The following is a 25,194-nucleotide window of genomic DNA, read 5'->3' on the forward strand; positions in this document are numbered from 1 at the left end:
CTTGCGTTTCCGACTCTATCAGATCTTTCCGATCCGATTTCCTCGGTGCTTTCCAGGTTCTCGCTTTCGCGTTTCCCTTTCCGGCGGTTCCGACTCTATCAGATCCTTTCGGGCCTGATTCCCAGTCAGCGGGGTTTGTCTGTCCGGCCGTTGCGGGCCGTTCCGACGAGTGAGACTTTAGCGGATTCCCGGCTCCCGAGCTAATCGGGGGGCCGCGTCCTTTCGAACGTGGATTCCTCATTTCGCAAATACGCATGCCAATGACGCGACGGCAGACAGAACGACTGTCGTCGAGGTGTTGGCTGGTTCTTGCGGAATGGCTGTCCGGGGACCGACCGGAGTCGGCGCTCACGTCGGACAACTCGGAGAACACTACGGATCGCGTCGAGCCGTGTCAACCCAGGCCCGGTCGGCCCCTCTGAGGCGTAGGCTTCCTCTCATGACTACGCGTACGTGCACCCAGCTGTGGTGGGCCGCCTGACGGCGGCCGGTTCTCACGTATGCACTCAACGGCCGCCGCTTCGGCGGCCGTTCTCGTATCTCCCTCCAGAGGGTCGGCCGGTCGGTGCGGCGGTCTCGACCAGGAGGTGGAGAGATGACGCGGGTCTTCAGCGGGGTCAAGCCGACCGGGCATCTGACGCTGGGGAACTACTTGGGGGCCATGCGGCGCTGGGTCGAGGTCGACCAGCACCGGTCCGACGCCCTGTTCTGCATCGTCGACCTGCACGCGCTCACCGTGGACCACGATCCGGCGCGGGTGCGCAGGCTGAGCCGGCAGGCGGCCACGCTGCTGCTTGCCGCCGGGCTGGATCCGGCGCTGTGCACCGTGTTCGTGCAGAGCCATGTGGATGAACACGCGCGGCTGTCGTATCTGCTGGAGTGCGTGGCCACGGACGGCGAGATGCGGCGGATGATCCAGTACAAGGAGAAGGCCGGACGGGAGCGCGAGCGCGGTGGGGGTGTGCGGCTGTCGCTGCTCACCTATCCGGTACTGATGGCGGCGGACATCCTGGCGTACGGCACCGACGAGGTGCCGGTCGGGGACGACCAGACGCAGCACGTCGAGCTGACCCGGGATCTGGCCGTGCGCTTCAACCAGCGGTACGGGAGCACCTTCGTGGTGCCTCGGGCCACGCATCCGGCGGTGGCGGCCCGGGTCATGAACCTTCAGTCGCCTGCGTCGAAGATGGGCAAGAGCGATGACGTCGGGCCGGGGATCGTCTATCTGCTGGACGAGCCGGACGTGGTCCGGAAGAAGATCATGCGGGCCGTGACCGACAGCGGGCGGGAGGTCGTCTACGACCCGGAGGGCCGGCCCGGTCTGGCGAATCTGCTGGAGATCCTCGCGGCGTGCACGGGTGGGAACCCCTCGGCCCTGAGCGGTGTATATGAGTCGTACGGCGCCTTGAAAAGGGACACCGCAGAGGCCGTGGTGGAGGTGCTCAGGCCCGTGCGCGAGCGGCACAGGGAACTGTGCGCTGATCCTGGCCAGGTGGAGGGGGTGCTGCGTGATGGTGCGGAGCGGGCTCGGGCGATGGCCCGGCCGGTGGTGGACGCCGCGTACCGGGCGATCGGGCTGCTGCCCGCGGCGGCGGCCGCGGATATCGGGGTGACCGCCTAGGGCCGGTCCGGACCACGATGACGGCCGCCCCTGGGGGCAGGGGCGGCCGGGTGTCAGCTGTTGTTGCCGGAGGCCAGTTCGCGGCTGCGGTCGCGAGCGGCTTCGAGGGCGGCGATGAGGGCGGCTCGTACGCCGTGGTTCTCCAGCTCGCGGATGGCGTTGATGGTGGTGCCCGCCGGCGAGGTGACGTTCTCGCGGAGCTTGACGGGGTGCTCGCCGCTGTCGCGGAGCATCGTCGCCGCGCCGATCGCGGACTGGACGATGAGGTCGTGTGCCTTGTCGCGGGGCAGGCCGAGCAGGATGCCGGCGTCGGTCATGGCTTCGACCAGGTAGAAGAAGTACGCCGGGCCCGAGCCGGAGAGGGCGGTGCAGGCGTCCTGCTGGGACTCGGGGACGCGGAGGGTCTTGCCGACCGAGCCGAAGATCTCCTCGGTGTGGGCGAGGTGGTCCTCGGTGGCGTGGCTGCCGGCGGAGATGACGGACATGGCCTCGTCGACGAGGGCGGGTGTGTTCGTCATGACACGGACGACGGGGGTGCCCGCGGTGAGGCGCTCCTCGAAGAAGGAGGTGGGGATGCCCGCGGCGCCGCTGATGATCAGGCGGTCGGCGGGGACGTGCGGGGCGAGTTCGTCGAGGAGGGTGCCCATGTCCTGCGGCTTGACCGTGAGGATCAGGGTGTCGGCGGTCTTGGCGGCTTCCGCGTTGGTGACCGGGGTGACGCCGTGGCGGCTGCGGAGTTCCTCCGCCCGTTCCGGGCGGCGGGCGGTGACCAGCAGGTCGGCCGGGCCCCAGCCCCCTCGGATCATTCCGCTGAGCAGCGCTTCGCCGATCTTGCCGGTGCCGAGGACTGCGACTTTCTGGGTCATGGCTGGGGTGCCCTCCGGGGTTGCGTCGTCCGGTGTTCATCCTCCCATCGGGGGCTTGAGCGCGGGTGGGGTGTCCGGTGGGCGGGATCGGGGCCCGGGGGTCACGGGGTGCGGCGGCGCAGGGTGGCGGCGCCCAGGGTCAGGACGAGGAGGGCGCAGCCCGCGACGATCAGTGCGTCCCGGACGAAGGTGGCGGTCATGTCGGAGTGCTTGAGGACTTCGTTCATGCCGTCGACGGCGTAGGACATGGGGAGGACGTTGGAGATGCCCTCCAGTACGGGGTGCATGTTGTCCCGGGGGGTGAACAGGCCGCAGAGGAGGAGCTGGGGGAAGATCACGGCCGGCATGAACTGGACGGCCTGGAACTCGGAGGAGGCGAAGGCCGAGACGAAGAGGCCGAGCGCGGTGCCCAGGAGGGCGTCGAGGAGAGCGACCAGCAGGAGCAGCCAGGGGCTGCCGGTGACGTCGAGGCCGAGGCCCCACAGGGCGAGGGCGGTGGCGAGGACGGACTGGACGATGGCGATGGCGCCGAAGGCGAGGGCGTAGCCGGCGATCAGGTCGCCCTTGCCGAGGGGCATGGCGAGCAGGCGTTCCAGGGTGCCCGAGGTGCGTTCGCGCAGGGTGGCGATGGAGGTGACCAGGAACATCGTGATCAGCGGGAAGATCCCGAGGAGTGATGCGCCGATGCTGTCGAAGGTCTGCGGGCTGCCGTCGAAGACGTAGCGGAGCAGGAAGAGCATCACGCAGGGGACGAGGATCATCAGCGCGATGCTGCGGGGGTCGTGGCGGAGCTGGCGCAGGACCCGGGCCGCGGTGGCGGTGGTGCGGGAGAGGTTGAGGGCGCCGGTCGGGGCGGTCGCGGCCGGGTGGGTCGTGGTGCTCATCGGGTGGTCTCCTTCTCGCGGGCGGCGGCTGCGACCGCTTCGTCCACCAGGTGCAGGAACGCCGCTTCGACGGTGTCGGAGTCGCTGCGGGTGCGCAGGGCGTCGGGGGTGTCGTCGGCGAGGATCCTGCCCTCGCGCATCAGCAGGAGCCGGTGGCAGCGCTCGGCCTCGTCCATGACGTGGGAGGAGATGAGCAGGGTGGCGCCGCGGCCGGCGGCGATGTCGTGGAAGAGGGCCCACAGGTCGCGGCGGAGCACGGGGTCGAGGCCGACGGTGGGTTCGTCGAGGACCAGGAGTTCGGGGGCGCCGAGGAGGGCGACGGCGAGGGAGACGCGGTTGCGCTGTCCGCCGGAGAGATTGCCGGCGAGGGCGTCGGTGTGTCCGGTGAGGTCGACGTCCTCGATGGCGCGGGTGACGTTCTCGTGGCGCTGGTCGGCGGCGGCGCGGCCGGGGGTGAGGATCGCCGCGAAGTAGTCGAGGTTCTGGCGGACGGTGAGGTCGTCGTAGACGGAGGGGGCCTGGGTGACGTAGCCGATGCGGGTGCGCAGTGAGGGGTGGCCGGCGGGGCGGCCGAGGACGTCGAGGGTGCCGGTGACCTTGTCCTGGGTGCCGACGATCGAGCGCATGAGGGTGGACTTGCCGCAGCCGGACGGGCCGAGGAGTCCGGTGATCTGGCCGCGGGGGACGGTGAAGTCGATGCCGCGCAGGACGGTGCGCGGGCCGCGGTGGACGGTGAGTCCTTCGGCGCGGACAGCCGGGGTGTTCTCGGTGGAGTGGGGGTCGTGGCTGATTTCGGCGGGTGATTTGTTCGTGTCCGGAGGGGTTCGAGGGGGTTGTGAGCTTGAGTCGATATTCATCATGCGCTGATTAACGACCCTCGTGAGGGGTGTCGTCAAGTGGTGGCGCGCGGTGGCTCGGTCGCATGGAGGCGCCCTCGGAGGCGGGCGGTCCGCTTTGTGCGCCTACGTCACCGTCGGTGCGGGCGGGGACGTTGCGGCGAGGTGCGCGAGCGCCGCGGCCCTGGGGGTGGGCCGCGGCGCTCGGAAGGTGCGAGGGGGTGCGAGGGGGTGGGAGTGGGGTGGTTACGGGGCGAGGGCCACGAGGAGGTCCACGTCGTAGGTCTCCTCGACGATGCCGTCGGGGAACTCCTCCAGCAGATGGGTCCGCTCCTCGGCGAGGAAGACGGTGCTCGCCTCCTGGCCGTGCACCAGGAAGACCGAGTGGCTGCCGATGTTGGCGAGGTGGGTGTCGATCGGGACCCGGCGGCTCCAGCGGACCACGCGCCGGGTGAAGTCGAGGACTCCGTCCGGGTCGGCGGAGCGGGAGCCGGTACCGCTCCGCTCCACGACGGGGTCGATGCCGAAGAACTTCTCGGCGCGCATACCCTGGGCTGCCGCCCAGGGGATGTCGAGGACCGTGGTGTTCCACCACAGGGCGAGCGCGCCTCCCGGGCGCAGCACACGCAGGGCCTCCGGGATCGAGCGGGCCGGGTCGGTCCAGTGCCAGGACTGGGCCGCGGTGATCAGGTCCGCGCAGGAGTCGGCGAGGGGCATGTGGTTGCCGTCCCCTCGGACGATGGGGATGTCGGGGTGCGCCTCGCGGAACTGGGCCGCCATGCCGTCGCCGGGTTCGACGGCGACGACCTCGGCGCCGCGGGCGTGCAGCAGTGCCGTGGCGATGCCCGTACCCGCGCCGACGTCCACGACGCGGGCCCCGGCGAGGGGGCGGCCGGCCAGTTCCTCGACGGCGTCGAGGAGGGCGGGCGGGTAGGAGGGGCGGTTGGCGGCGTACTGGGCCGCGGCGGAGTTGAAGGAGTGGGCGCGGGAGGAGTGGGAGGGGGCAGCCGTCATACGGCCATGGTGGCCGGGGTGCGGGCGGCAGGGGGTAAGGATTCGGCGAGAGACGCCCGGCACGTGGCCGGGGTCAGGCGTTGCGGCGCTTCTTGGACGGGTTGCCCGTGCGGCGCTTGGTGCGCTTCTCGTACTGCTGCCGGGCCGTCTCGTACTCCTCGCGGTGGAGCTTCTCGCCGGGGGCCTCGGTGAGGGAGCGCAGGAAGTAGGCGAGGAGGGAGCCCACGAAGCCGATGGTCAGCATGCCCTTGAGTGAGGCCTGGCGGTCGGCGTCCGGGCGCTTGGTGAAGCCGTCCCAGGTGTTGCGGAAGGCGAGCGCGCTGCAGATCGCGAACATCACGATCATGAGGACCGTGACGAAGCTCCCGATGTCGGCGATGGCCAGGCCCTCGTAGGCGAAGCGGAGGACCAGGCAGGAGACCACCGCGGCCGCGAGCGAGCCGAGGGCGACGGCGGCCCGGCGCGCCGGGTAGCCACCGCTGCGGTCGACCCAGGTCGTGCCGAAGAAGCGGATGGGCTCGGGGCGGGGGCCCGGGGCCTGGTCTGGGGTGCCGTTCACATCGCTCACCCGTCGATTATGGCTCCGGACGGCGACGGGCCCCGCCGTGAGCTCGGCCACGGCGAGGCCCGCGTACGTCACTGTCCGGTGTCAGCCGCAGCGCGAGGCGACGTAGCCGTCGCTGCCCGTCTGCACATAGGCGTCGGAGACGAACTCGCCGTTGCTGATGTTGTCCCAGATCTTCGAGGTGCCGTAGGGGCCGGTCACCGTCGTGCCCGGCGTCTGGCAGTAGATCGGGACCCGGGCGCCCTCCGGCAGGACACGGACGATGTTGTAGCCGGTGCCCGGTCCGCTGCGGACGTTGAGGCGGACGCCCGGGGCGATCGCGTAGGTGCGGTAGGTCGTGGCGGCGAGCGCTTCCGTCTGCGCCTCTGCCTCGGTCTCGTCCACCCGGTCAACACTCATGAAGGACCTCCCCCGTTGAACCCCATGGCTGCCATGGGACCCCGTTGATTCCCCTGAATCACGCCACGAAACACAGGTACGCGATTCCCCCTCCGAGGTCAGCCAGCCGCCTCTGAATCGTACGCATCATCGACTAGGCTCCGTGCGTCGCGCGCGCGGACGAACAGCACGGGGGTGGTCCCATTGGCGCCACAGCGGAACGCCGGAGCGGGCGCGGAAGCGGAACTTCCGGAGTACGCCGGTCACTACCGGCTGGAGTCCTGCCTGGGCTCGGGCGGCATGGGGGTCGTCCATCTGGCCCGCAGCACCTCGGGGATGAAGCTCGCGGTGAAGGTCATCCATGCCGAGTTCGCGAGGGATCGCGAGTTCAGGGGGCGTTTCCGGCAGGAGATCGCGGCGGCCCGGAAGGTGAGCGGCGCGTTCACCGCGCCGGTCGTCGATGCCGATCCGAAGGCCGAACGGCCTTGGATGGCCACCCTGTATATCCCCGGGCCGACCCTCTCCGAGCATGTGAAGCGGAACGGCTCGATGAGTTCGGAGCAGCTGCGCCGGCTGATGGCGGGGCTCGCTGAGGCGCTGCGCGACATCCACCGGGTCGGCGTCGTGCACCGGGACCTGAAGCCGAGCAACGTCCTGCTCGCCGAGGACGGGCCGAAGGTCATCGACTTCGGCATTTCCCGGCCAAAGGACAGCGAACTGCGCACCGAGACCGGGAAGTTGATCGGCACCCCGCCGTTCATGGCGCCCGAGCAGTTCAGGCGGCCGAGGGAGGTGGGCCCCGCCGCGGACATCTTCGCGCTGGGGTCGCTGTTGGTGCACGCGGCCACGGGACGCGGGCCGTTCGACTCCGACAGCCCGTACGTCGTCGCCTATCAGGTCGTCCATGACGAGCCGGACCTGGCCGGCGTCCCGCCGAGCCTCGCGCCGCTGGTGCTCCGCTGCCTCGCCAAGGAGCCCGAGGACCGGCCCACGCCGGACGAGTTGATGCGTGAACTCCGTTCCGTGGCGGCCGCGTACGACACTCAGGCGTTCATACCGGCGCAGCGGACCAACGAGACGTCGGCCGAGGCGGAGCCCGAACCGCAGCCTGAGCCCGACCTTCGACCGGAGTCCGGATCCCGACCGCAGTCCGGATCCCGAACGGAACCCGAGCCCTTGGAGTCCGGGAAGCGGACCGAGGGACGCCCGGGGAAGTCCTGGATGCCCCGGAATCCCCGGAATCCCCGGAAGCCCTGGAAGCCCTGGGTCCGCTGGGCCGTGCCGGCCGGTGCCGCGTCCGCTCTCCTCGTCGCCGGCGGCTTCACGGTGGTGCAGCTCACCGGCGGCGACGACCCGGCGCCCCGGTCGCGCGGCACCGAGGCGACCTCCGCGGCCTTCGAGCCGTGGGAGACGCCGACCGTCTCCGGCAAGCCGTCCGTCCCGCAGTGCTCCTACGGCGCCGGCAAGCTGCTGTGCGCGCAGCCGGGCACGGTGTTCGCCCTCGCACCCTCCGACGGCACCGTGCTCTGGCGGCACCGTGTGGCGGGGACGGACTTCCGGAGCGAGCCCCCGGCCCTCTCCGGCGGGCTCGTGCAGCCGCTGACGGAACAGGACACCCGTCTGGCGGGCCTCGACCCGGAGTCCGGCACGGCACGCTGGGAGCGCGCCACCCCCGAGCACACCGGCATGCGTGCGGTGGGCGGCATGCTGCTGTTCACCTCGGCCGACGGCACGGTCACCGGGGTGGACGGCGCGACGGGCCGGACCGAGTGGAGCCGCCGGATGCCCGGCCAGGACAGGCCCTACTTCACGTCGTTCGCCGGGGACCCGCTGGCGTACGCGAACCATGTCTCCGACGACGGCACGAGCACGCTCGTCACCGCCGTGGATCCGTCGACGGGCGAAGTGCGCTGGCAGGAGCGGCTCGAAGGGGCCCTCGAACCGTTCGCCGTCCGCCAGGGGGTCCTGTACTTCCAGGCCGTGGACGCCGCAAGCGGTGACACCACCGCGGTACTCCGCTTCACCCCCGGCACCCGCAAGCCGCTCCGCGTGGACCTGCCCGTCCCGCGCCAGGATCCCCTGGCCACGGTGCGCGGCAGCACCGTCTACCTGCTGTCCCGCGGGGGCGCCCTGGAGGCCGTCGACCTGGACCGGCGCGAGCGGATCTGGTCGCTGGAGACCTCGGTGAGCCGGGGTTCGGCGCCGGTCACCGACGGACGGTTCGTCTACGTCACCGCCGCCGACGGGCGGATCCTCGCGGTCGACGTCCAGGAGGGCCTGCTGGTCGGGCAGACCCCGCCGCGGCTCTCCGCGAAGGCGGACTGGATCGCGACGGAGGTGCCCGCGCCGGTGCTCGCCGAGGGGTTCGTGTACGGCGGCGCCCCCAACGGTTCCGTCTTCGCCGCCGACACCCGGGACCCGTCCCGCTGGTGAGACGCCGAAGGGCCGCCCGCGTCGGCGGACGGCCCCCGGCCGGTCGGGTCGGGCCTCAGCCCAGCTTGCTCACGTCACGCACGGCGCCCTTGTCGGCACTGGTCGCCATGGCCGCGTAGGCCCGCAGCGCCGCCGAGACCTTGCGCTCGCGGTTCTTCGGCGCGTACACGCCGTTCAACGCCTGCTCGCGGCGGGCGAGTTCCGCGTCGTCGACCAGCAGCTCGATCGTGCGGTTCGGGATGTCGATGCGGATGCGGTCGCCGTCCTCGACGAGGGCGATCGTGCCGCCGGAGGCCGCCTCGGGGGAGGCGTGGCCGATGGAGAGACCCGAAGTGCCGCCGGAGAAGCGGCCGTCGGTGATCAGGGCGCACGCCTTGCCGAGGCCCCGGCCCTTGAGGTACGAGGTCGGGTAGAGCATCTCCTGCATACCGGGGCCGCCCTTGGGGCCCTCGTAGCGGATGACGACGACGTCGCCCTCCTTCACCTGCTGGGTGAGGATCTTCTGGACGGCCTCCTCCTGCGACTCGCAGACGACGGCCGGGCCCTCGAAGGACCAGATCGACGGGTCGACACCGGCCGTCTTCACGACGCAGCCGTCGACGGCGAGGTTGCCCTTGAGGACGGCGAGGCCGCCGTCCTTGGAGTAGGCGTGCTCGGCGGAGCGGATGCAGCCGTTCTCGGCGTCGGTGTCGAGGGTGTCCCAGCGCTCGGACTGGGAGAACGCCTCCGCGGAACGCACACAGCCCGGGGCCGCGTGCCACAGCTCCACGGCCTGCGGGGAAGGTGAACCCCCGCGCACGTCCCAGGTCTTGAGCCAGTCCGCGAGGGACGGGCTGTGGACGGAGTTGACGTCCTCGTTGAGCAGGCCGGCGCGGTGCAGTTCGCCGAGGAGGGCGGGGATGCCGCCGGCGCGGTGCACGTCCTCCATGTAGTACGTGCGGTCCTTGGCGACGTTCGGCGCGACCTTCGCCAGGCAGGGGACCCGGCGGCTGACCGCGTCGATCTCCGCCAGGCCGAAGGGGACGTCCGCCTCCTGGGCGGCGGCCAGCAGGTGCAGGATCGTGTTGGTGGAGCCGCCCATGGCGATGTCGAGCGCCATGGCGTTCTCGAAGGCCGCGAAGGTGGCGACGTTGCGCGGCAGGACCGTGTCGTCGTCCTGCTCGTAGTAGCGGCGGGTGATGTCCATGACCGTGCGGGCCGCGTCGACGTACAGCTGTTTACGGGCCGTGTGCGTGGCCAGGACCGAGCCGTTGCCGGGCAGGCTCAGGCCGATGGCCTCGGTCAGGCAGTTCATCGAGTTGGCGGTGAACATGCCGGAACAGCTGCCGCAGGTCGGACAGGCGTTCTCCTCGATACGGAGGATGTCCTCGTCGGAGATCTTGTCGTTCACGGCGTCGGAGATCGCGTCGACCAGGTCGAGGGTGCGGACCGTGCCGTCGACCAGCGTGGCGCGGCCGGACTCCATCGGGCCGCCGGAGACGAAGACCGTCGGGATGTTCAGGCGCAGGGCGGCGTTCAGCATGCCCGGGGTGATCTTGTCGCAGTTGGAGATGCAGACCAGGGCGTCCGCGCAGTGCGCCTCGACCATGTACTCCACGCTGTCGGCGATCAGGTCGCGGGAGGGCAGGCTGTAGAGCATGCCGCCGTGGCCCATGGCGATGCCGTCGTCGACCGCGATCGTGTTGAACTCGCGCGGGATGCCGCCGGCCTCGGTGATCGCCTCGCTGACGATCCGGCCGACCGGCTGGAGGTGGGTGTGGCCCGGCACGAACTCGGTGAAGCTGTTCGCGACGGCGATGATCGGCTTTCGGCCGATGTCCGCACCGGGTACACCGGAGGCGCGCATAAGGGCGCGGGCGCCCGCCATGTTGCGGCCGTGGGTGACTGTGCGGGACCTCAGCTCGGGCATCGTCGCTCGCTCCTTCAGACAGATAGGGCTGCTATTGAGCGTACGCCGGTCATCCAGGGTACGGACACGGTGTCCGGAATCCGGGACGGCCGTCTCGGATCCGCGACCGGTCGGGCCGCCTCTCCGTCGCCTCTCCGGGTGGGGGCCGGCGGGCGCTAGGGGTTCATGAGGTGGCCCTGCACCACCGGTGCCACCCTCGCGATGATCCGCTCCGGGTCGGCCGAGGCGAGCGGCTCGATCTTCATCACGTACCGCATCATCGCCACGCCGACGAGCTGGGCCGCGGCGAGTTCGGCCCGCAGGTCGGCGTCGGGGAGGTCGAGCTGCTCGCCGATCCGGCGCAGCAGCTGGGCGGCGATCAGTTTGCGGAAGACGGCGGCGGCGGTCTCGTTGTTGACGGCGGAGCGGACGATCGCGAGCAGCGGTGTCCGCGTGACCGGGTTCTCCCAGAGCCCGAAGATCATCCTGGTCAGCCGTTCGCCCATCTCGTCGGCCGACCCCTCGAACACACTGTCGCGGGCCTTGATCGCGGGCGCGAAGGCGACCTCCACGGCCGCCTCGAAGATCTGTTCCTTGGTGCCGAAGTAGTGGTGGACGAGGGCGGAGTCCACGCCGGCGGCCTTGGCGATGCCGCGCACGGACGTCTTCTCGTAGCCGTGTTCGGAGAACTCCGCGCGCGCCACGCTCAGGATCCGGTCCCGGGTGCCGGCCGCCTCGATACGGGTACGCCGGCCCCGGCCCCGGCGGGGAGCCGCGGTGTCGGTCACGGCCGGGGCACCTTCACGGCGGAGGCCAGGTGGAGCCGGGTGAAGGCGAGCGCCTCGGCGAGGTCGGCCTCCCGCTCGGCGCTGGACATGGCCCGGCGGGTGTTGACCTCGATCACGACGTGGCCGTCGAAGCCGGTCAGGGCGAGCCGTTCCAGCACCTCGGCGCAGGGCTGGGTGCCGCGGCCGGGGACGAGGTGCTCGTCCTTCGCCGACCCGCGGCCGTCCGCGAGGTGGACGTGGCCGAGGCGGTCGCCCATGCGGTCGATCATGTCGACGGCGTCCGTGCGGGAGGTCGCGGTGTGGCTGAGATCGATCGTGAAGTGGCGGTAGTCGTCCTTGGTGACGTCCCAGTCGGGGGCGTACGCGAGCATCTCGCGGTCGCGGTAGCGCCAGGGGTACATGTTCTCGACGGCGAACCGCACATCCGTCTCGTTCGCCATCCGCCAGATTCCGTCGACGAAGTCCCGGGCGTACTGGCGCTGCCAGCGGAACGGGGGATGCACGACGACCGTGTCGGCGCCGAGCTTCTCGGCCGCCGCGCGGGCCCGCTGGAGCTTGGTCCAGGGGTCGGTGGACCACACCCGCTGGGTGATGAGCAGACAGGGGGCGTGCACGGCGAGGATCGGCATCCGGTGGAAGTCGCTGAGCCGGCGCAGCGCCTCGATGTCCTGGCTGACCGGGTCGGTCCACACCATGACCTCGACCCCGTCGTACCCGAGGCGCGCGGCGATCTCGAAGGCCGTCGCCGTCGACTCCGGATACACCGAGGCCGTCGACAGCGCGACCTTCGCATCCGGGATGCGCACCACTGGTTCTGCCACGAGGGACAGCGTACGGGGCCTCGATGGGCACGGGGGTGCCGATGCCTGTGAGCGAGCTGTGGGGGCACGGCAATCGGCCACGGGGCGCCTCCCGCCCCGCGGGGCCGCCCGGAGCGGGACCGGACGGAAGCGCCGACGCGCCGGCGCACGCGCGCGTGCAGGGCTTTTGCGGGGCAGGGGGCTACGGAGCACCGGGTTTCTACGGGGCAGGGGGCTACGGAGCACCGGGCCCGGCGAGCGGAGCGGGCGAGCCCGAAGGAGGGGAGGTGCGGCGGCGCGGGGAGCGGGGGCGCGTGGCGCACTTCACGCGTGAAGGCACCGGGCGGGGGCGCGGGCGCGCGGGGCACACCCTGCGCCGGGCCGGGCCCGGTGAGCGGGGGCCGCGGGGAGGTGTCCGGGGGTGCGTTTCTGGGCGGCACGTCTTCGGGGGCCACGTCTTCGGGGGACACACCTCCAGGGACACGCCTCCCAGGGGGCGGGGCCCGCCCGAGCGGGAGTAAAGCGCGCCTGCGCCGGAGCGGCCCGCGCCCAAGCGGTGGGCAAGCGCGCCTGCGGAGGCGGCCCGCCCAGCCATCGGCCGGCCTATCCCCCACCCAGGGCGTCACCCGGCCACGGGAAACCCGCCCCCGCCCACAGCGCCCACCCAGCGGCGGGCGAGCTCTCCCCCGTCTACGGAACCCGCCGACACACCCGAGGCCGCCACCCGACGTGACAGAACTCCCGCCACCCTTGTCCTGGGCGGCAGGCCCTGGTGGCGCGCGGTCCGGGCGTTCGGGTCGTGCCGGGACCCGTCGGGGTTCAGACGGTCGGGAGGTGGTCCAGGCGGCGGAGGATGACTCCCTCGCGCAGGGCCCACGGGCAGACCTCCAGGGTCTCCACCCCGAACAGGTCCATCGCGCCCTCGGCGACCAGCGCGCCCGCCAGGAGCTGGCCCGCGCGCCCCTCCGAGACGCCGGGCAGTTCCGCGCGCTGCGCCACCGTCATCCCGGCGAGCTGCGGGACCCACGCCTCCAGAGACTCGCGCTTCAGCTCGCGCTGGACGTACAGGCCCTCCGTGGAGCGAGCGGCGCCGGCGATCCGGGCGAGCTGCTTGAAGGTCTTGGACGTGGCGACCACGTGATCGGGACGCCCGAAGCGGCTGAACTCTCCGACCGTCCGCGCGATCTGGGCACGGACGTGTCGGCGCAGCGCGCGGATGTCCGCGGGGTCGGGCGGGTCGGCGGGCAGCCAGCCCGCGGTGAGGCGGCCGGCGCCGAGCGGCAGCGACACGGCCGCGTCGGGCTCCTCGTCGATGCCGTAGGCGATTTCGAGGGAGCCCCCGCCGATGTCGAGGACCAGCAGCTTCCCGGCCGACCAGCCGAACCAGCGGCGGACGGCGAGGAAGGTGAGCCGGGCCTCCTCCGCGCCGGTGAGGACCTGGAGCTCGACCCCGGTCTCGGCCTTGACGCGGGCGAGTACGTCATCGGCGTTGCTGGCCTCGCGCACCGCCGAGGTCGCGAACGGCAGCAGGTCCTCGACGCCCTTGTCCTCGGCGGCCTGGAGCGCGTCCTTGACGACCGAGACCAGTTTGTCGACCCCGTCCGCCCCGATGGCGCCGCTCTCGTCGAGCAGTTGGGCCAGGCGCAGCTCCGCCTTGTGCGAGTGCGCGGGCAGCGGGCGCGCGCCCGGGTGCGCGTCCACCACCAGCAGATGCACCGTGTTCGATCCCACGTCGAGGACACCGAGTCTCATGTAGGGAACGCTACTGCCAGCCGGGCCGTTCACCTCCCCCGGAGCTGTGCCGATCCCGGGCTCGGGCGACTTACCCTGGACACGTGCCAAAGACGAAAAAGGCGAAGGACCAGAAGGCGGCCAAATCATCCGGTGGCTCTTCGCGGGTGCAGCCGTCGAAGCAGCCGAAGCCGCCGAAGCCTGGGCGGACGGCCTCGGCTGCGGACGAGAAGGGGCTGGACTTCGCCCGCGCGTGGGTGGAGTTCCCCGATCCGGCAGACGACGAGCAGGTCTTCCGGTGCGATCTGACATGGCTGACCTCTCGATGGAACTGCATCTTCGGAAGCGGCTGCCAGGGCATCCAAGCAGGTCGCGCGGACGACGGGTGCTGCAGCCTGGGCGCCCACTTCTCCGACGAGGACGACGAGAAGCGCGTGGCGGGCTATGTGGCCAGGCTCACGCCCGAGATCTGGCAGCACCATGACGTGGGCACGGAGACCGGCTGGGTCTCCGAGGACGACGAGGGCTCCCGCCAGACCCGTCCGTACCAGGGCTCGTGCATCTTCCAGAACCGGCCCGGCTTCGCCGGCGGCGCGGGTTGCTCGCTGCACATCCTGGCGCTGAAGGAGGGCCGGGAGCCGCTGGAGACCAAGCCTGACGTGTGCTGGCAGCTGCCGGTGCGGCGGACCTACGAGTGGATCGACCGGCCCGACGACACCCGGGTGCTCCAGGTGTCGATCGGCGAGTACGACCGCCGCGGCTGGGGCTCGGGCGGCCATGACCTGCACTGGTGGTGCACCTCGGCGACCTCGGCGCACGGCGCCGGCGACCCGGTGTACGTGTCCTACCGCCCGGAGCTGACCGAGCTGATGGGCAAGGCCGGCTACGACCGGCTGGTGGAGCTGTGCGAGGAGCGGCTCGCCTCGCAGCTGCCGTTGCTGGCTCCTCATCCCGCGGACCCGGTGGGCTGACGACCCGGGGGCTGACGACCCGGCGGGCTGACGGCCCGGCGGGCTAGGAAGTGGTGGGGCTCGGGTCGCCGCTGTCACTGGGCGGCGGCGTCGAGCCTGCTGGATCCTCCGGGTCCGTCGGCGGCGGATCCGGGTCGGAGGAGGACGGGGGCGGGTCGCTCGGCGTGGGGTCCGTGGGCGCCGGGTCGGTCGGCGTCGGCTCCGGGTCGGTGGGCGTCGGGGTCGGCGAGGTCGGCGGCGGGTCGCCGGGCGTGGGCGACGTGGGTTCCGGGTCGGGGGTTCCCGGGTCCGAGGGGCCTGGGTCGGTGGGCGTGGGCGCGCTGCCGTAGCCCTCGATGCGGACGACGGCTCCCGCGGGGGCGACGGCGATCTGGGCGCTCCAGTGGCCGGCCGGCTCGCGCAGCGCGTCGACGTACACCTTGATCGTCAACGTCTCGCCGGGTTCGAGGGTTCCCGAGGACTGGCTCAGGTAGAGCCAGGAGGCGCCGGTGGTGGCGGACCAGCGCACGGGGGTGTCGCCGCGCGCGGTGAGGGTGATGAGGGTGGTGTCCCCGCGGCTGTCCGCGGTGACGTCGAGCCGGTCCGCGCCCTTCTTCCCGGCGCCGTTGACGCTGACGACCTCGACGGTGACATGGGGCTTGGCGTGCTTGCCGGAGCGGCCGCCCGGGCGGGTGGTGGTGTTGCCGGCGTTCTCGTAGCCGCCCGCCGACTCGCCGTCGAGCGCGTCCGGGCCGTTGGCCTCGCTGGCGCTGGCCGAGCGGTCCCCGGTGGCCTCGCCGGTGGGTGTACCCCGGTAGGCGGCCCACAGGGCGAGGACCGGTGCGGCGACGACGGTGGCGACGACGGTCGTGGTGACGGCACGCGCGCGGAGCCGGTCCCGGCGGGCGGCGCGGTCCTTGGGGTCCATCGGGAAACCGCGCCGGTCGAAGCGGGGGGCGGTGCCCCGCGCGCGCGGGACGTGCGCCATGGCGGCGTGCACGGCCGCGCGGGGCGCCTCCAGGACCGGCAGTTCGGCGGGGGTGACGGAGGCGCCGGGCCAGCGGCCGGGGACGGCGCGCTCGGCGGTCCGGCGGCAGTGCGGGCAGTCGTCGACGTGGCGCACCAGCTCGCGGCGGAGCGTGGTGCTGAGCACGAGCCGGCTGTCACCGGTGAACCGGGCGACGCTCGGGCAGGTGCCGGTCTCGACGACGGCGAGGGCCGCGCGGGTGCGCTCCACCTCGCAGGCCGCCGCGGCGAGGAGGTCGCGGGCGGCGGCGGGGTCCAGACCGAGGACGGCGGCGACCTCGGGGGCGGCGAGCCGGTGCCGCACGGCGAGTTCGAGGGCCTCGCGCTGCTCGGGCGTGGTGCCGGCCGCCTCGGGCCAGGCGAGCAGGGCGAGTTGGCGCCTGCGGTCCTCCTGGACCTGTTCGGCGACCGGGGAGGCGGCGGGCGGCCGGCCGGCGCCGTGTCGTCCCGCGGCGTGCGTGGCCTGACGTTTCTGCTTGGCCTCGGCCAGCTTGCGCAGACAGGCCCAGCGGGCGAGCGCGTAGAGCCAGGCGCGGCGGTCGTCGGCGGACTCGGGGACGCGCTGGCCGCGGCGCTGGGCGAGGGCGAGGACGTCGCCGAGGGCGGCGGTCGCGGCGTCGTGGTCGCAGAGCACGGACAGGCAGTAGGTGAACAGGCCGTCCAGGTAGGGCTCGTAGCGCGCGGGCGGGCGCTGGGCCAGGGTGCGCGCCGCGCCCCGGTCGCGCGCCTCCCGTTGCGCTCGGTGTGCGCCGGTGGTGCGGGTGGATGTCTCCGGACTGCTGCTCTTCACCCGTGGACCGTAGGCGGGTCGCGGCGGCCGCTTCCTCCACCTTGAGCACATTTAATCCATACGGGTGAAACGATCCCTCAATAGGGGACAGGAGCCCCCGATTCCGTGGCCCGTTCCCGCGATCGTGGCCGGTTTAGGAGGGTGTGCCGGGGTTTACTCCGAGTGGCCCGGCGACCCTCGCGGGGTGCCGCCGGGCAGGGGCGGCGGCGTTGTCAGTGCGGGCCGTTAACGTTCTGGCATGGCTGCCCGTACGAAGACCGCCAAGGAGCGTCCGTCCTACCGCTGCACCGAGTGCGGCTGGCAGACGGCCAAGTGGCTCGGCCGCTGCCCGGAGTGCCAGGCCTGGGGCACGATCGAGGAGTACGGCGCGCCCGCGGTCCGTACGACGGCCCCGGGGCGCGTCACCTCCTCCGCGCTGCCCATCGGCCAGGTCGACGTACGGCAGGCGACGGCCCGCACCACCGGAGTGCCGGAGCTGGACCGCGTGCTCGGCGGCGGCCTCGTCCCCGGCGCGGTGGTGCTGCTCGCGGGCGAGCCCGGTGTCGGCAAGTCCACGCTCCTGCTCGACGTCGCCGCCAAGTCGGCCAGTGACGAGCACCGCACCCTCTATGTCACCGGCGAGGAGTCGGCGAGCCAGGTGCGGCTGCGCGCCGACCGCATCAAGGCTCTCGACGATCATCTGTACCTCGCGGCGGAGACGGACCTGTCCGCCGTGCTCGGCCACCTGGACGCGGTCAAGCCGTCCCTGCTGATCCTCGACTCCGTCCAGACGGTGGCCTCGCCCGAGATCGACGGGGCGCCCGGCGGCATGGCCCAGGTGCGCGAGGTGGCCGGCGCCCTGATCCGGGCCTCCAAGGAACGCGGCATGTCCACGCTGCTGGTGGGACACGTCACCAAGGACGGCGCCATCGCGGGCCCCCGCCTGCTGGAGCACCTCGTCGACGTCGTCCTGCACTTCGAGGGCGACCGGCACGCGCGCCTGCGCCTGGTGCGCGGGGTCAAGAACCGCTACGGCGCGACCGACGAGGTCGGCTGCTTCGAACTGCACGACGAGGGCATCACCGGCCTCGCCGACCCGAGCGGACTCTTCCTGACCCGGCGTGACGAACCGGTCCCCGGCACCTGCCTTACCGTCACCCTGGAGGGCCGCCGCCCTCTCGTCGCCGAGGTGCAGGCGCTCACCGTCGACTCCCAGATCCCCTCCCCCCGCCGCACCACCTCCGGCCTGGAGACCTCCCGCGTCTCGATGATGCTCGCCGTCCTGGAGCAGCGCGGCCGCATCAGCGCCCTGGGCAAGAGGGACATCTACTCCGCGACGGTCGGCGGGGTGAAGCTCTCCGAGCCCGCCGCCGACCTCGCCATCGCGCTCGCGCTGGCCAGCGCGGCCAGCGACACCCCGCTGCCGAAGAACCTCGTCGCGATCGGCGAAGTGGGCCTCGCGGGCGAGGTCAGACGGGTGACGGGCGTCCAGCGCAGGCTCTCCGAAGCACACCGTCTGGGCTTCACGCACGCGCTCGTTCCGGGCGATCCCGGCAAGGTCCCGCCCGGCATGAAGGTGCTGGAGGTCGCGGACATAGGAGACGCCCTGCGGGTCCTTCCGCGCTCGCGTCGGCGAGAGGCCCCACGGGACGAGGAGGAGCGCCGGTAGACTTTGCCCTGGTCTCGCCCGTCCGTACGAACGAAGTGTGCGAAACGGGAGCGCCCCAGAACCTGCGACCGGAGGAGTGCAGTGGCAGCCAACGACCGGGCAGCAGCTCCCGGAAAGTCCGGTGGGAGCTCCGGTGCCGATGGCCTGATGCGCGCCTCACTGAGCGCCGTGGCACCCGGCACGGCCCTGCGCGACGGCCTTGAACGGATCCTCCGCGGCAACACCGGAGGACTCATCGTGCTGGGCTCGGACAAGACCGTCGAGGTCATGTGCACGGGCGGATTCGTGCTGGACGTGGAGTTCACCGCGACCCGGCTGCGGGAGCTGTGCAAGCTCGACGGCGGCATCGTGCTCTCCTCGGACCTGTCCAAGATCCTGCGCGCGGGCGTCCAGCTGGTGCCGGACCCGACGATCCCCACCGAGGAGACCGGCACCCGGCACCGCACGGCGGACCGGGTCAGCAAGCAGGTCGGCTTCCCGGTCGTCTCCGTCTCCCAGTCCATGCGCCTGATCGCGCTGTACGTGGACGGGCAGCGGCGGGTGCTGGAGGACTCCGCGGCGATCCTGTCCCGGGCCAATCAGGCCCTGGCCACCCTGGAGCGGTACAAGCTGCGGCTCGACGAGGTCGCGGGGACACTGTCGGCGCTGGAGATCGAGGACCTGGTGACGGTCCGGGACGTCTCGGCGGTGGCGCAGCGTCTTGAGATGGTGCGGCGGATCGCCACCGAGATCGCCGAGTACGTGGTGGAGCTGGGCACGGACGGACGGCTGCTGGCACTCCAGCTGGACGAGCTGATCGCCGGGGTCGAGCCGGAACGTGAACTGGTGGTCCGGGACTACGTGCCCGAGCCCACGGCGAAGCGGTCCCGCACGGTCGACGAGGCGCTGTACGAGCTGGACGCGCTCAGCCACGCGGAACTGCTGGAACTGTCCACGGTGGCGAGGGCGTTGGGCTACACCGGTTCCCCGGAGGCGCTGGACTCGGCGGTGTCGCCGCGCGGGTTCCGGCTGCTGGCGAAGGTGCCGCGGCTGCCCGGCGCGATCATCGACCGGCTGGTCGAGCACTTCGGCGGACTCCAGAAGCTGCTCGCCGCGAGCGTGGACGACCTCCAGACGGTGGACGGCGTGGGCGAGGCCCGGGCGCGCAGTGTGCGCGAGGGGCTGTCGCGGCTGGCGGAGTCGTCGATCCTGGAGCGGTACGTCTAGTCCGGCATTCCGGGCCCACCTCTGAGGGGCGGGCCTCAGTCCTGCTCCGGTCACTCCTGCTCCGGGGTCAGTCCTGCTCCCGTCAGTCCTGCTCCAGCACGAACGATGTCCGCGCCTTCGCGAAGCCCGGGGCCGCCGCCTCCACCAGGTAGGTGCCGGGTGCCGCCGATCCGGCCGGCGGGGTCGCGCACTTCGCGGCGCTGGGCTTGCGGTCCCACTTGACGGGGTAGGTCACGCCGCTGTCGGCGCCCACCCTGAAGGGCAGCGAGGCCGCGGACTTCGGGCAGTGCTCCGAGGACCAGTACGGGTCGTCCGACCCGGCCTGAGTGATCGTCAGAACCGTTCCCTTCGGGCCCAGATCGACCTTGCAGGCGCTGCCGGAGGAGTTGGTCGCGGTGAGCTCCAGGGTCGGCGTCTGACCCGGCTCGTAGGTGTTGCGGACACTGCGGACCGTCAACTTCACCGCTTCCGGCGTGCAGTTGGGCAGCGAGGAGCCGGCCGGAAGCGCGTCGCCCGCGCCCACACCCGTACCGCTCGTACCGCCGCCGCCGGCGCTTCCGTCGGAACCGGAGCCGGAACTCGACCCGGACCCCGAGCCGTCGCCGTCACCCGAACCCTCACCCGAACCGTCGCCGGAGCCCGAGCCGGAGGTGTCCCCGGAGCCTGACCCCTCGTCCCCCGACTCGTCGCGCCCGCCCGGGGCTTGGCTGATCGCCGGGCCGGATCCGGAGGGCCCGGGAGTGATGGTCGAGGGTGCGGGATTCTTGCCGTTGCTGCCGCCCGCGCCGTTGTCGCCGCCCCCGCCGCCCGAGGCGACCACCCAGGCGACCAGCAGCGCCAACAGGGCTGCCACGGACAGCAGTACGGCCCTCCGACGCCAGTAGATGGAGGAGGGAAGCGGCCCGACCGGATTGCGCAGAGATCCCACGGCGCAAACTGTACGAGAGATCCGGGCGTTCACCGGCCCCACCCGCCGCCCCGGGCCCAACTTTTCCGGATCATCATCCCGGAAGTGCCCCCGGAGCCGGTCAGCGATCACCGGGCCGTACCCCCATGGGGTGGCGGTGCCACCGCGCGGGCCGCCCCGCATGGCAGGATCGGAAGGGCCATGACTGTGCCCACGAAGTCCGACGCCCCCAGCGAGACGGCCGGCGGGAAGCTGCACGCCCCCGTCATCGACTGGTTCGACGACCACGCCCGCGACCTGCCCTGGCGGCGGCCCGAGGCCGGACCGTGGGGGGTGATGGTCAGCGAGTTCATGCTCCAGCAGACGCCGGTCAGCCGGGTCCTGCCGGTCTACGAGCAGTGGCTGGCCCGCTGGCCCCGCCCCGCCGACCTGGCCGCCGAGGCCCCCGGTGAGGCCGTCCGCGCCTGGGGCCGGCTCGGTTACCCGCGCCGCGCGCTGCGCCTGCACGGGGCCGCGGTGGCGATAACGGAACGGCACGGCGGCGACGTACCGTCCGACCACGCGCAGTTGCTGGCGCTGCCCGGCATCGGCGAGTACACGGCGGCCGCGGTCGCCTCCTTCGCGTACGGGCAGCGCCACCCGGTGCTCGACACCAACGTCCGCCGGGTCTTCGCCCGCGCGGTGACCGGGGTGCAGTACCCGCCGAACGCCACCACCGCCGCCGAGCGCAGGCTGGCCCGGACCCTGCTGCCCGAGGACGAGTCGACGGCAGCGCGCTGGGCGGCCGCGTCGATGGAACTGGGCGCACTGGTGTGCACGGCGAAGAGCGAGTCGTGCGAGCGCTGTCCGATCGCCGCGCAGTGCGCCTGGCGGCTCGCGGGCAAGCCGGAGCACGAGGGTCCGCCGCGCCGCGGCCAGACCTACGCCGGCACCGACCGTCAGGTCCGCGGCAAGCTGCTCGCCGTACTCCGCGAAGCCCGCACGCCGGTCCCGCAGTCCGCCCTGGACCGGGTGTGGCACGAACCGGTGCAGCGCGCCCGCGCCCTGGACGGACTGGTCTCGGACGGGCTGGTGGAGCCCCTGCCGGGCGGTCTGTATCGGCTGCCACTCACCCGGACCGAGCACCGAACCGCCCGATAACCGCCCGATCCGGTACGCCGCTTTACCCGCTTCCTACTTCCGTTACACAACCGACGGACAGCCGAGTGCCGGCCGCAGGCTGCCTCGGACAGCCCCGTGACAACGCCTCCGTAATTTTCTCGTCGTGCTCACCACAGAGCACACGGAAGTTCGGTCCGGCGGCGCCACAGCCGCTCGGCAACGGGGATCTGGAGGCGGTCAGGATGGCGCAGGGCGAGGTGCTCGAGTTCGAGGAGTACGTCCGCACCCGGCAGGACGCGCTGCTGCGCAGCGCCCGTCGGCTGGTGCCCGACCCGGTCGACGCCCAGGACCTCCTCCAGACGGCGCTGGTAAGGACGTACGGCCGCTGGGAGACCATCGAGGACAAGCGGCTCGCCGACGCCTACCTGCGCCGGGTCATGATCAACACGCGGACCGAGTGGTGGCGGGCCCGGAAGCTGGAGGAGGTCCCGACCGAGCAGCTCCCGGACGCCTCGGTCGACGACTCCACCGAGCAGCACGCGGACCGTGCCCTGCTGATGGACATCCTGCGGGTGCTCGCCCCCAAGCAGCGCAGCGTGGTCGTGCTGCGACACTGGGAGCAGATGTCCACGGAGGAGACCGCCGCCGCCCTCGGCATGTCGGCGGGAACGGTCAAGAGCACGCTGCACCGGGCGCTCGCCCGGCTCCGCGAGGAGCTGGAGAGCCGCGATCTGGACGCACGCGCGCTGGAGCGTGAGGAGCGGGAGCGTTGCGCGGCCTAGCCACCAAGGCGCCGGGCGCGGGGCCGGAACCGGCCCGGAGAACCCACCAGGCGGTGTTCGCGGCGGTGGCCGCGTGCGCCGCCCTCGCCCTTTTCCTGTCCGCCTGCGCGACCGGCGGCACCGGTGCCCGCGACGAGGGCCCGGCGCACGACGAGGCCGTGGCGGGCGCCGCCATGGTCCCCTCGGCGTCCGCGGGCCCCTCGGCGGCCGGCCGGCCCGGTCAGGCGGAGGTGGTCCGGCTGCTCAAGTCGGATCCCAGGGTCTCGGCCGAGGTCAAGCGGAACCTCCAGCCGTGCGTCGCCGACGACTACCCCGTGGACACCTCCTGGGGCGACCTCACCGGCGGCTCCTCCGACGACCTCGTCGTCAATGTGCTGACCTGCGGGGACGGCGTCGGCGTGGGGGCGTACGTGTACCGGGGGGAGCGCGGCTCGTACAAGAATGTGTTCAAGGCCGAGGAGCCGCCGGTCTACGCGCAGATCGACCGGGGCGACCTGGTGGTGAGCAAGCAGGTGTACGAGAAGGGCGACCCGGTGTCCAGTCCGTCCGGCGAGAACGTGATCACGTACCGCTGGCGCGACGGCCGGTTCGCCCAGGAGTACTTCTGGCACAACGACTACGGCACGGTCGTCGGCGACACGCCCTCACCGGTTCCGGAAGCCTGACGGTCCGCCGGTTCCGGAAGTCCGATGGTTCACCGGTTCCGGAAACCCGACGGTTCACCGGTTCCGGAAACCCGACGGTTCACCGGTTCCGGAAACCCGACCGCCGCGGAGTGAACCGATCGGACCCCGTCGGCCGATCTATCTGTAACGACGCCCACCACCCACCACCCACCACGAGGACTGAGAGCACCGGGATGGCAGACCAGACCCACGTTCTGTTCGTCGAGGACGACGACGTCATCCGCGAGGCCACCCAACTCGCCCTGGAGCGGGACGGCTTCGCGGTCACGGCCATGCCCGACGGGCTGTCCGGGCTGGCGGCGTTCCGGGCCGACCGCCCGGACATCGCGCTGCTCGACGTGATGGTCCCCGGCCTGGACGGCGTCAGCCTGTGCCGGCGGATCCGCGACGAGTCGACCGTGCCGGTGATCATGCTGTCCGCGCGCGCCGACTCCATCGACGTGGTGCTCGGCCTGGAGGCGGGCGCCGACGACTACGTGACCAAGCCGTTCGACGGCGCGGTGCTGGTCGCCCGGATCCGCGCGGTGCTGCGCCGCTTCGGGCACGCGAGCGGGGGCGCGCAGAGCGGGGAGGCCGTCGCGGCGGAGTCGGGCGGGGTGCTGACCTTCGGCGAGCTGGAGATCGACACCGAGGGCATGGAGGTGCGCCGGGCGGGCAGTCCGGTGGCGCTCACACCCACCGAGATGCGGCTGCTGCTGGAGTTCTCCTCCGCGCCGGGCACCGTGCTCTCCCGCGACAAGCTGCTGGAACGGGTCTGGGACTACGGCTGGGGCGGGGACACCCGGGTCGTCGACGTCCATGTGCAGCGGCTCAGAACGAAGATCGGCCAGGACCGGATCGAGACGGTCCGCGGCTTCGGCTACAAGCTCAAGGCCTGAGCGGGGCGGGCATGCGGGGGATCTCCTGGCGCCGCGCGGATCTGCGCGCGGCCGACATCCGGACCGGTCTGAAGTGGAAGCTCAGCGCGGCCATCGCCCTGGTCGGGGCGCTGGTGGCGGTCGCGCTCAGCCTGGTCGTGCACAACGCGGCACGTGTCTCGATGCTCGACAACGCGCGCGACCTCGCCGACGAGCGGATCCAGATCGCGCAGCGCAACTACGAGCTGTCCGGGCGGCCGAACTTCCCGAACGTCAAGGTCGACGACCTCCGGCTGCCGGAGCCGCTGCGGGAGAAGGTCAAGCAGGGGCGGCGGGCGACGTACGTCAGCGACTCCCCCGGCGGCGGGCCCGACATATGGGCGGCCGTCCCGGTGCAGGACGGACATGTGCTGTCCCTGCACACCGGGTTCACCGACCGCAGCACCGACATCCTCAACGACCTCGACCAGGCCCTGGTGATCGGTTCCATCGCGGTCGTCCTCGGCGGCAGCGCGATCGGCGTGCTGATCGGCGGTCAGATGTCGCGTCGGCTGCGCAAGGCGGCCGTCGCGGCGGGCCAGGTCGCCAACGGCGAGACGGATGTCCGGGTGCGGGAGGCGATCGGCGGGGTCGTCCGGGACGAGACCGACGATCTCGCGCGGGCGGTGGACGCCATGGCGGACGCGCTGCGGCAGCGGCTCGAAGCGGAGCGGCGGGTCACGGCGGACATCGCGCACGAGCTGCGCACCCCGGTCACCGGTCTGCTCACGGCGGCCGAGCTGCTGCCTCCGGGGCGGCCCACGGAACTGGTGCTGGACCGGGCGAAGGCGATGCGGACGCTGGTGGAGGACGTCCTGGAGGTGGCCCGGCTCGACGGGGCCTCGGAGCGGGCCGAGTTGCAGGACATCCTGCTCGGCGAGTTCATCGCCCGGCGGGTCGCGGCGAAGGGTCCGGGCGTCGAGGTGCGCGTGGTGCACGAGTCGATGGTCACGACCGACCCGCGGCGCCTGGAGCGCGTGCTGTTCAACCTGCTGGCCAACGCGGCCCGGCACGGCAAACCGCCGGTCGAGGTCACCGTCGAGGGCCGGGTCATCCGGGTCCGCGACCACGGGCCCGGCTTCCCGGAGGCGCTGCTGGCGGAGGGGCCGAGCCGTTTCCGCACCGGGAGCGCGGACCGGGCCGGCCACGGGCACGGGCTGGGGCTGACCATCGCGGCCGGGCAGGCCCGGGTGCTGGGCGCCCGGCTCACCTTCCGCAACATCCGCCCGCCCGGCGCCCCCGAGTCCGTCCCGTCCGAAGGCGCGGTAGCGGTCCTGTGGCTCCCGGAACACGCCCCGACGAACACGGGCAGCTACCCGATGCTCCCGTAACACCGCCACCGAGCCCGAACGGGTCCGGGCAGTCCGGAGCACGCCCGGACGAGGCCGGCCCGGCCGT

General features: G+C 72.3%; 22 protein-coding genes. 10 read left to right on the forward strand and 12 right to left on the reverse strand.

The window, feature by feature from the left end; translation table 11 throughout:
• Window positions 1–595: 595 nt before the first annotated feature.
• Window positions 596–1,621 carry a tryptophan--tRNA ligase gene (gene trpS, locus AB0E07_RS36710; protein ID WP_362261836.1) on the forward strand — a complete coding sequence of 342 codons (1,026 nt, stop codon included), beginning with the start codon at window positions 596–598 and terminating at the stop codon, window positions 1,619–1,621.
• A 53-nt stretch (window positions 1,622–1,674) separates the two neighbouring features.
• Here the strand turns inward: trpS and proC are convergent, their stop codons facing one another.
• From proC to AB0E07_RS36740, 6 genes are all read right to left on the reverse strand, one after another.
• On the reverse strand, window positions 1,675–2,487 hold the full coding sequence (gene proC / locus AB0E07_RS36715) for a pyrroline-5-carboxylate reductase (protein ID WP_362261839.1): 813 nt from the start codon (window positions 2,485–2,487) through the stop codon (window positions 1,675–1,677).
• Window positions 2,488–2,588: 101 nt separating this feature from the next.
• The gene (locus AB0E07_RS36720; RefSeq protein ID WP_362261841.1) at window positions 2,589–3,371 is read right to left on the reverse strand and encodes an ABC transporter permease; all 783 of its coding nucleotides are present in this window, start codon (window positions 3,369–3,371) and stop codon (window positions 2,589–2,591) included.
• Window positions 3,368–4,231 (reverse strand): ABC transporter ATP-binding protein, encoded by an 864-nt coding sequence (locus tag AB0E07_RS36725; protein ID WP_362261844.1) that lies wholly within the window; start codon window positions 4,229–4,231, stop codon window positions 3,368–3,370. The genes AB0E07_RS36720 and AB0E07_RS36725 overlap by 4 nt, the downstream gene beginning before the upstream one ends.
• Before the next feature lie 222 nt (window positions 4,232–4,453).
• On the reverse strand, window positions 4,454–5,221 hold the full coding sequence (locus AB0E07_RS36730; protein ID WP_362261847.1) for a methyltransferase domain-containing protein: 768 nt from the start codon (window positions 5,219–5,221) through the stop codon (window positions 4,454–4,456).
• 73 nt (window positions 5,222–5,294) lie between these two features.
• Complete coding sequence (locus AB0E07_RS36735) at window positions 5,295–5,789, reverse strand: EamA/RhaT family transporter (RefSeq protein ID WP_362261850.1); 495 nt, start codon at window positions 5,787–5,789, stop codon at window positions 5,295–5,297.
• A gap of 81 nt (window positions 5,790–5,870) precedes the next feature.
• Window positions 5,871–6,185, reverse strand: a complete 315-nt coding sequence (locus AB0E07_RS36740) for an SH3 domain-containing protein (RefSeq protein ID WP_362261853.1) — start codon at window positions 6,183–6,185, stop codon at window positions 5,871–5,873.
• 183 nt (window positions 6,186–6,368) lie between these two features.
• Between AB0E07_RS36740 and AB0E07_RS36745 the strand changes: the two genes are divergently transcribed.
• Window positions 6,369–8,597, forward strand: coding sequence for a serine/threonine-protein kinase (locus AB0E07_RS36745; RefSeq protein ID WP_362261856.1), 2,229 nt, complete (start codon window positions 6,369–6,371; stop codon window positions 8,595–8,597).
• Window positions 8,598–8,652: 55 nt separating this feature from the next.
• On the opposite strand, the gene ilvD is transcribed toward AB0E07_RS36745, so the two are convergent.
• From ilvD to AB0E07_RS36765, 4 genes are all read right to left on the reverse strand, one after another.
• Complete coding sequence (gene ilvD, locus AB0E07_RS36750; protein WP_362261859.1) at window positions 8,653–10,506, reverse strand: dihydroxy-acid dehydratase; 1,854 nt, start codon at window positions 10,504–10,506, stop codon at window positions 8,653–8,655.
• A 155-nt stretch (window positions 10,507–10,661) separates the two neighbouring features.
• Entirely contained in the window at window positions 10,662–11,273 is a 612-nt protein-coding gene (locus AB0E07_RS36755) for a TetR family transcriptional regulator (protein ID WP_362261862.1), read from the reverse strand.
• The gene (locus AB0E07_RS36760) at window positions 11,270–12,094 is read right to left on the reverse strand and encodes a sugar phosphate isomerase/epimerase (RefSeq protein WP_362261865.1); all 825 of its coding nucleotides are present in this window, start codon (window positions 12,092–12,094) and stop codon (window positions 11,270–11,272) included. Before AB0E07_RS36760 ends, AB0E07_RS36755 begins: the two co-directional genes overlap by 4 nt.
• A gap of 798 nt (window positions 12,095–12,892) precedes the next feature.
• Window positions 12,893–13,825 carry a Ppx/GppA phosphatase family protein gene (locus AB0E07_RS36765; RefSeq protein ID WP_362261868.1) on the reverse strand — a complete coding sequence of 311 codons (933 nt, stop codon included), beginning with the start codon at window positions 13,823–13,825 and terminating at the stop codon, window positions 12,893–12,895.
• Window positions 13,826–13,908: 83 nt separating this feature from the next.
• Here AB0E07_RS36765 and AB0E07_RS36770 point away from each other — a divergent pair, with 83 nt between their 5' ends.
• Window positions 13,909–14,775, forward strand: a complete 867-nt coding sequence (locus AB0E07_RS36770) for a hypothetical protein (protein ID WP_362261871.1) — start codon at window positions 13,909–13,911, stop codon at window positions 14,773–14,775.
• A gap of 43 nt (window positions 14,776–14,818) precedes the next feature.
• Here the strand turns inward: AB0E07_RS36770 and AB0E07_RS36775 are convergent, their stop codons facing one another.
• Window positions 14,819–16,570, reverse strand: coding sequence for a hypothetical protein (locus AB0E07_RS36775; protein WP_362261873.1), 1,752 nt, complete (start codon window positions 16,568–16,570; stop codon window positions 14,819–14,821).
• Between the two features lie 238 nt (window positions 16,571–16,808).
• On the opposite strand from AB0E07_RS36775, the gene radA reads away from it, so the two are divergent.
• Window positions 16,809–18,218, forward strand: a complete 1,410-nt coding sequence (gene radA, locus AB0E07_RS36780) for a DNA repair protein RadA (RefSeq protein WP_362261875.1) — start codon at window positions 16,809–16,811, stop codon at window positions 18,216–18,218.
• A gap of 81 nt (window positions 18,219–18,299) precedes the next feature.
• Window positions 18,300–19,424 (forward strand): DNA integrity scanning diadenylate cyclase DisA, encoded by a 1,125-nt coding sequence (disA, locus tag AB0E07_RS36785; RefSeq protein WP_362261878.1) that lies wholly within the window; start codon window positions 18,300–18,302, stop codon window positions 19,422–19,424.
• An 82-nt stretch (window positions 19,425–19,506) separates the two neighbouring features.
• Here the strand turns inward: disA and AB0E07_RS36790 are convergent, their stop codons facing one another.
• A complete protein-coding gene (locus AB0E07_RS36790; RefSeq protein ID WP_362261880.1) occupies window positions 19,507–20,352 on the reverse strand; it encodes a hypothetical protein in 846 nt (281 codons plus the stop codon).
• A gap of 180 nt (window positions 20,353–20,532) precedes the next feature.
• On the opposite strand from AB0E07_RS36790, the gene AB0E07_RS36795 reads away from it, so the two are divergent.
• The 5 genes from AB0E07_RS36795 to cseC all read left to right on the forward strand — a co-directional run bounded on the left by AB0E07_RS36795 (window position 20,533) and on the right by cseC (window position 25,127).
• Complete coding sequence (locus AB0E07_RS36795) at window positions 20,533–21,471, forward strand: A/G-specific adenine glycosylase (protein WP_362261883.1); 939 nt, start codon at window positions 20,533–20,535, stop codon at window positions 21,469–21,471.
• Window positions 21,472–21,674: 203 nt separating this feature from the next.
• Entirely contained in the window at window positions 21,675–22,214 is a 540-nt protein-coding gene (locus tag AB0E07_RS36800; RefSeq protein ID WP_362261886.1) for a SigE family RNA polymerase sigma factor, read from the forward strand.
• Entirely contained in the window at window positions 22,202–22,879 is a 678-nt protein-coding gene (locus tag AB0E07_RS36805) for a hypothetical protein (RefSeq protein ID WP_362261889.1), read from the forward strand. The genes AB0E07_RS36800 and AB0E07_RS36805 overlap by 13 nt, the downstream gene beginning before the upstream one ends.
• Before the next feature lie 194 nt (window positions 22,880–23,073).
• Window positions 23,074–23,778, forward strand: a complete 705-nt coding sequence (gene cseB / locus AB0E07_RS36810; RefSeq protein WP_362261892.1) for a two-component system response regulator CseB — start codon at window positions 23,074–23,076, stop codon at window positions 23,776–23,778.
• Window positions 23,779–23,789: 11 nt separating this feature from the next.
• Complete coding sequence (gene cseC, locus AB0E07_RS36815; protein ID WP_362261895.1) at window positions 23,790–25,127, forward strand: two-component system sensor histidine kinase CseC; 1,338 nt, start codon at window positions 23,790–23,792, stop codon at window positions 25,125–25,127.
• Window positions 25,128–25,194 lie beyond the last annotated feature (67 nt).

This window comes from Streptomyces sp. NPDC048002 (assembly GCF_040653275.1).
In the GTDB taxonomy this organism is placed as follows: domain Bacteria; phylum Actinomycetota; class Actinomycetes; order Streptomycetales; family Streptomycetaceae; genus Streptomyces.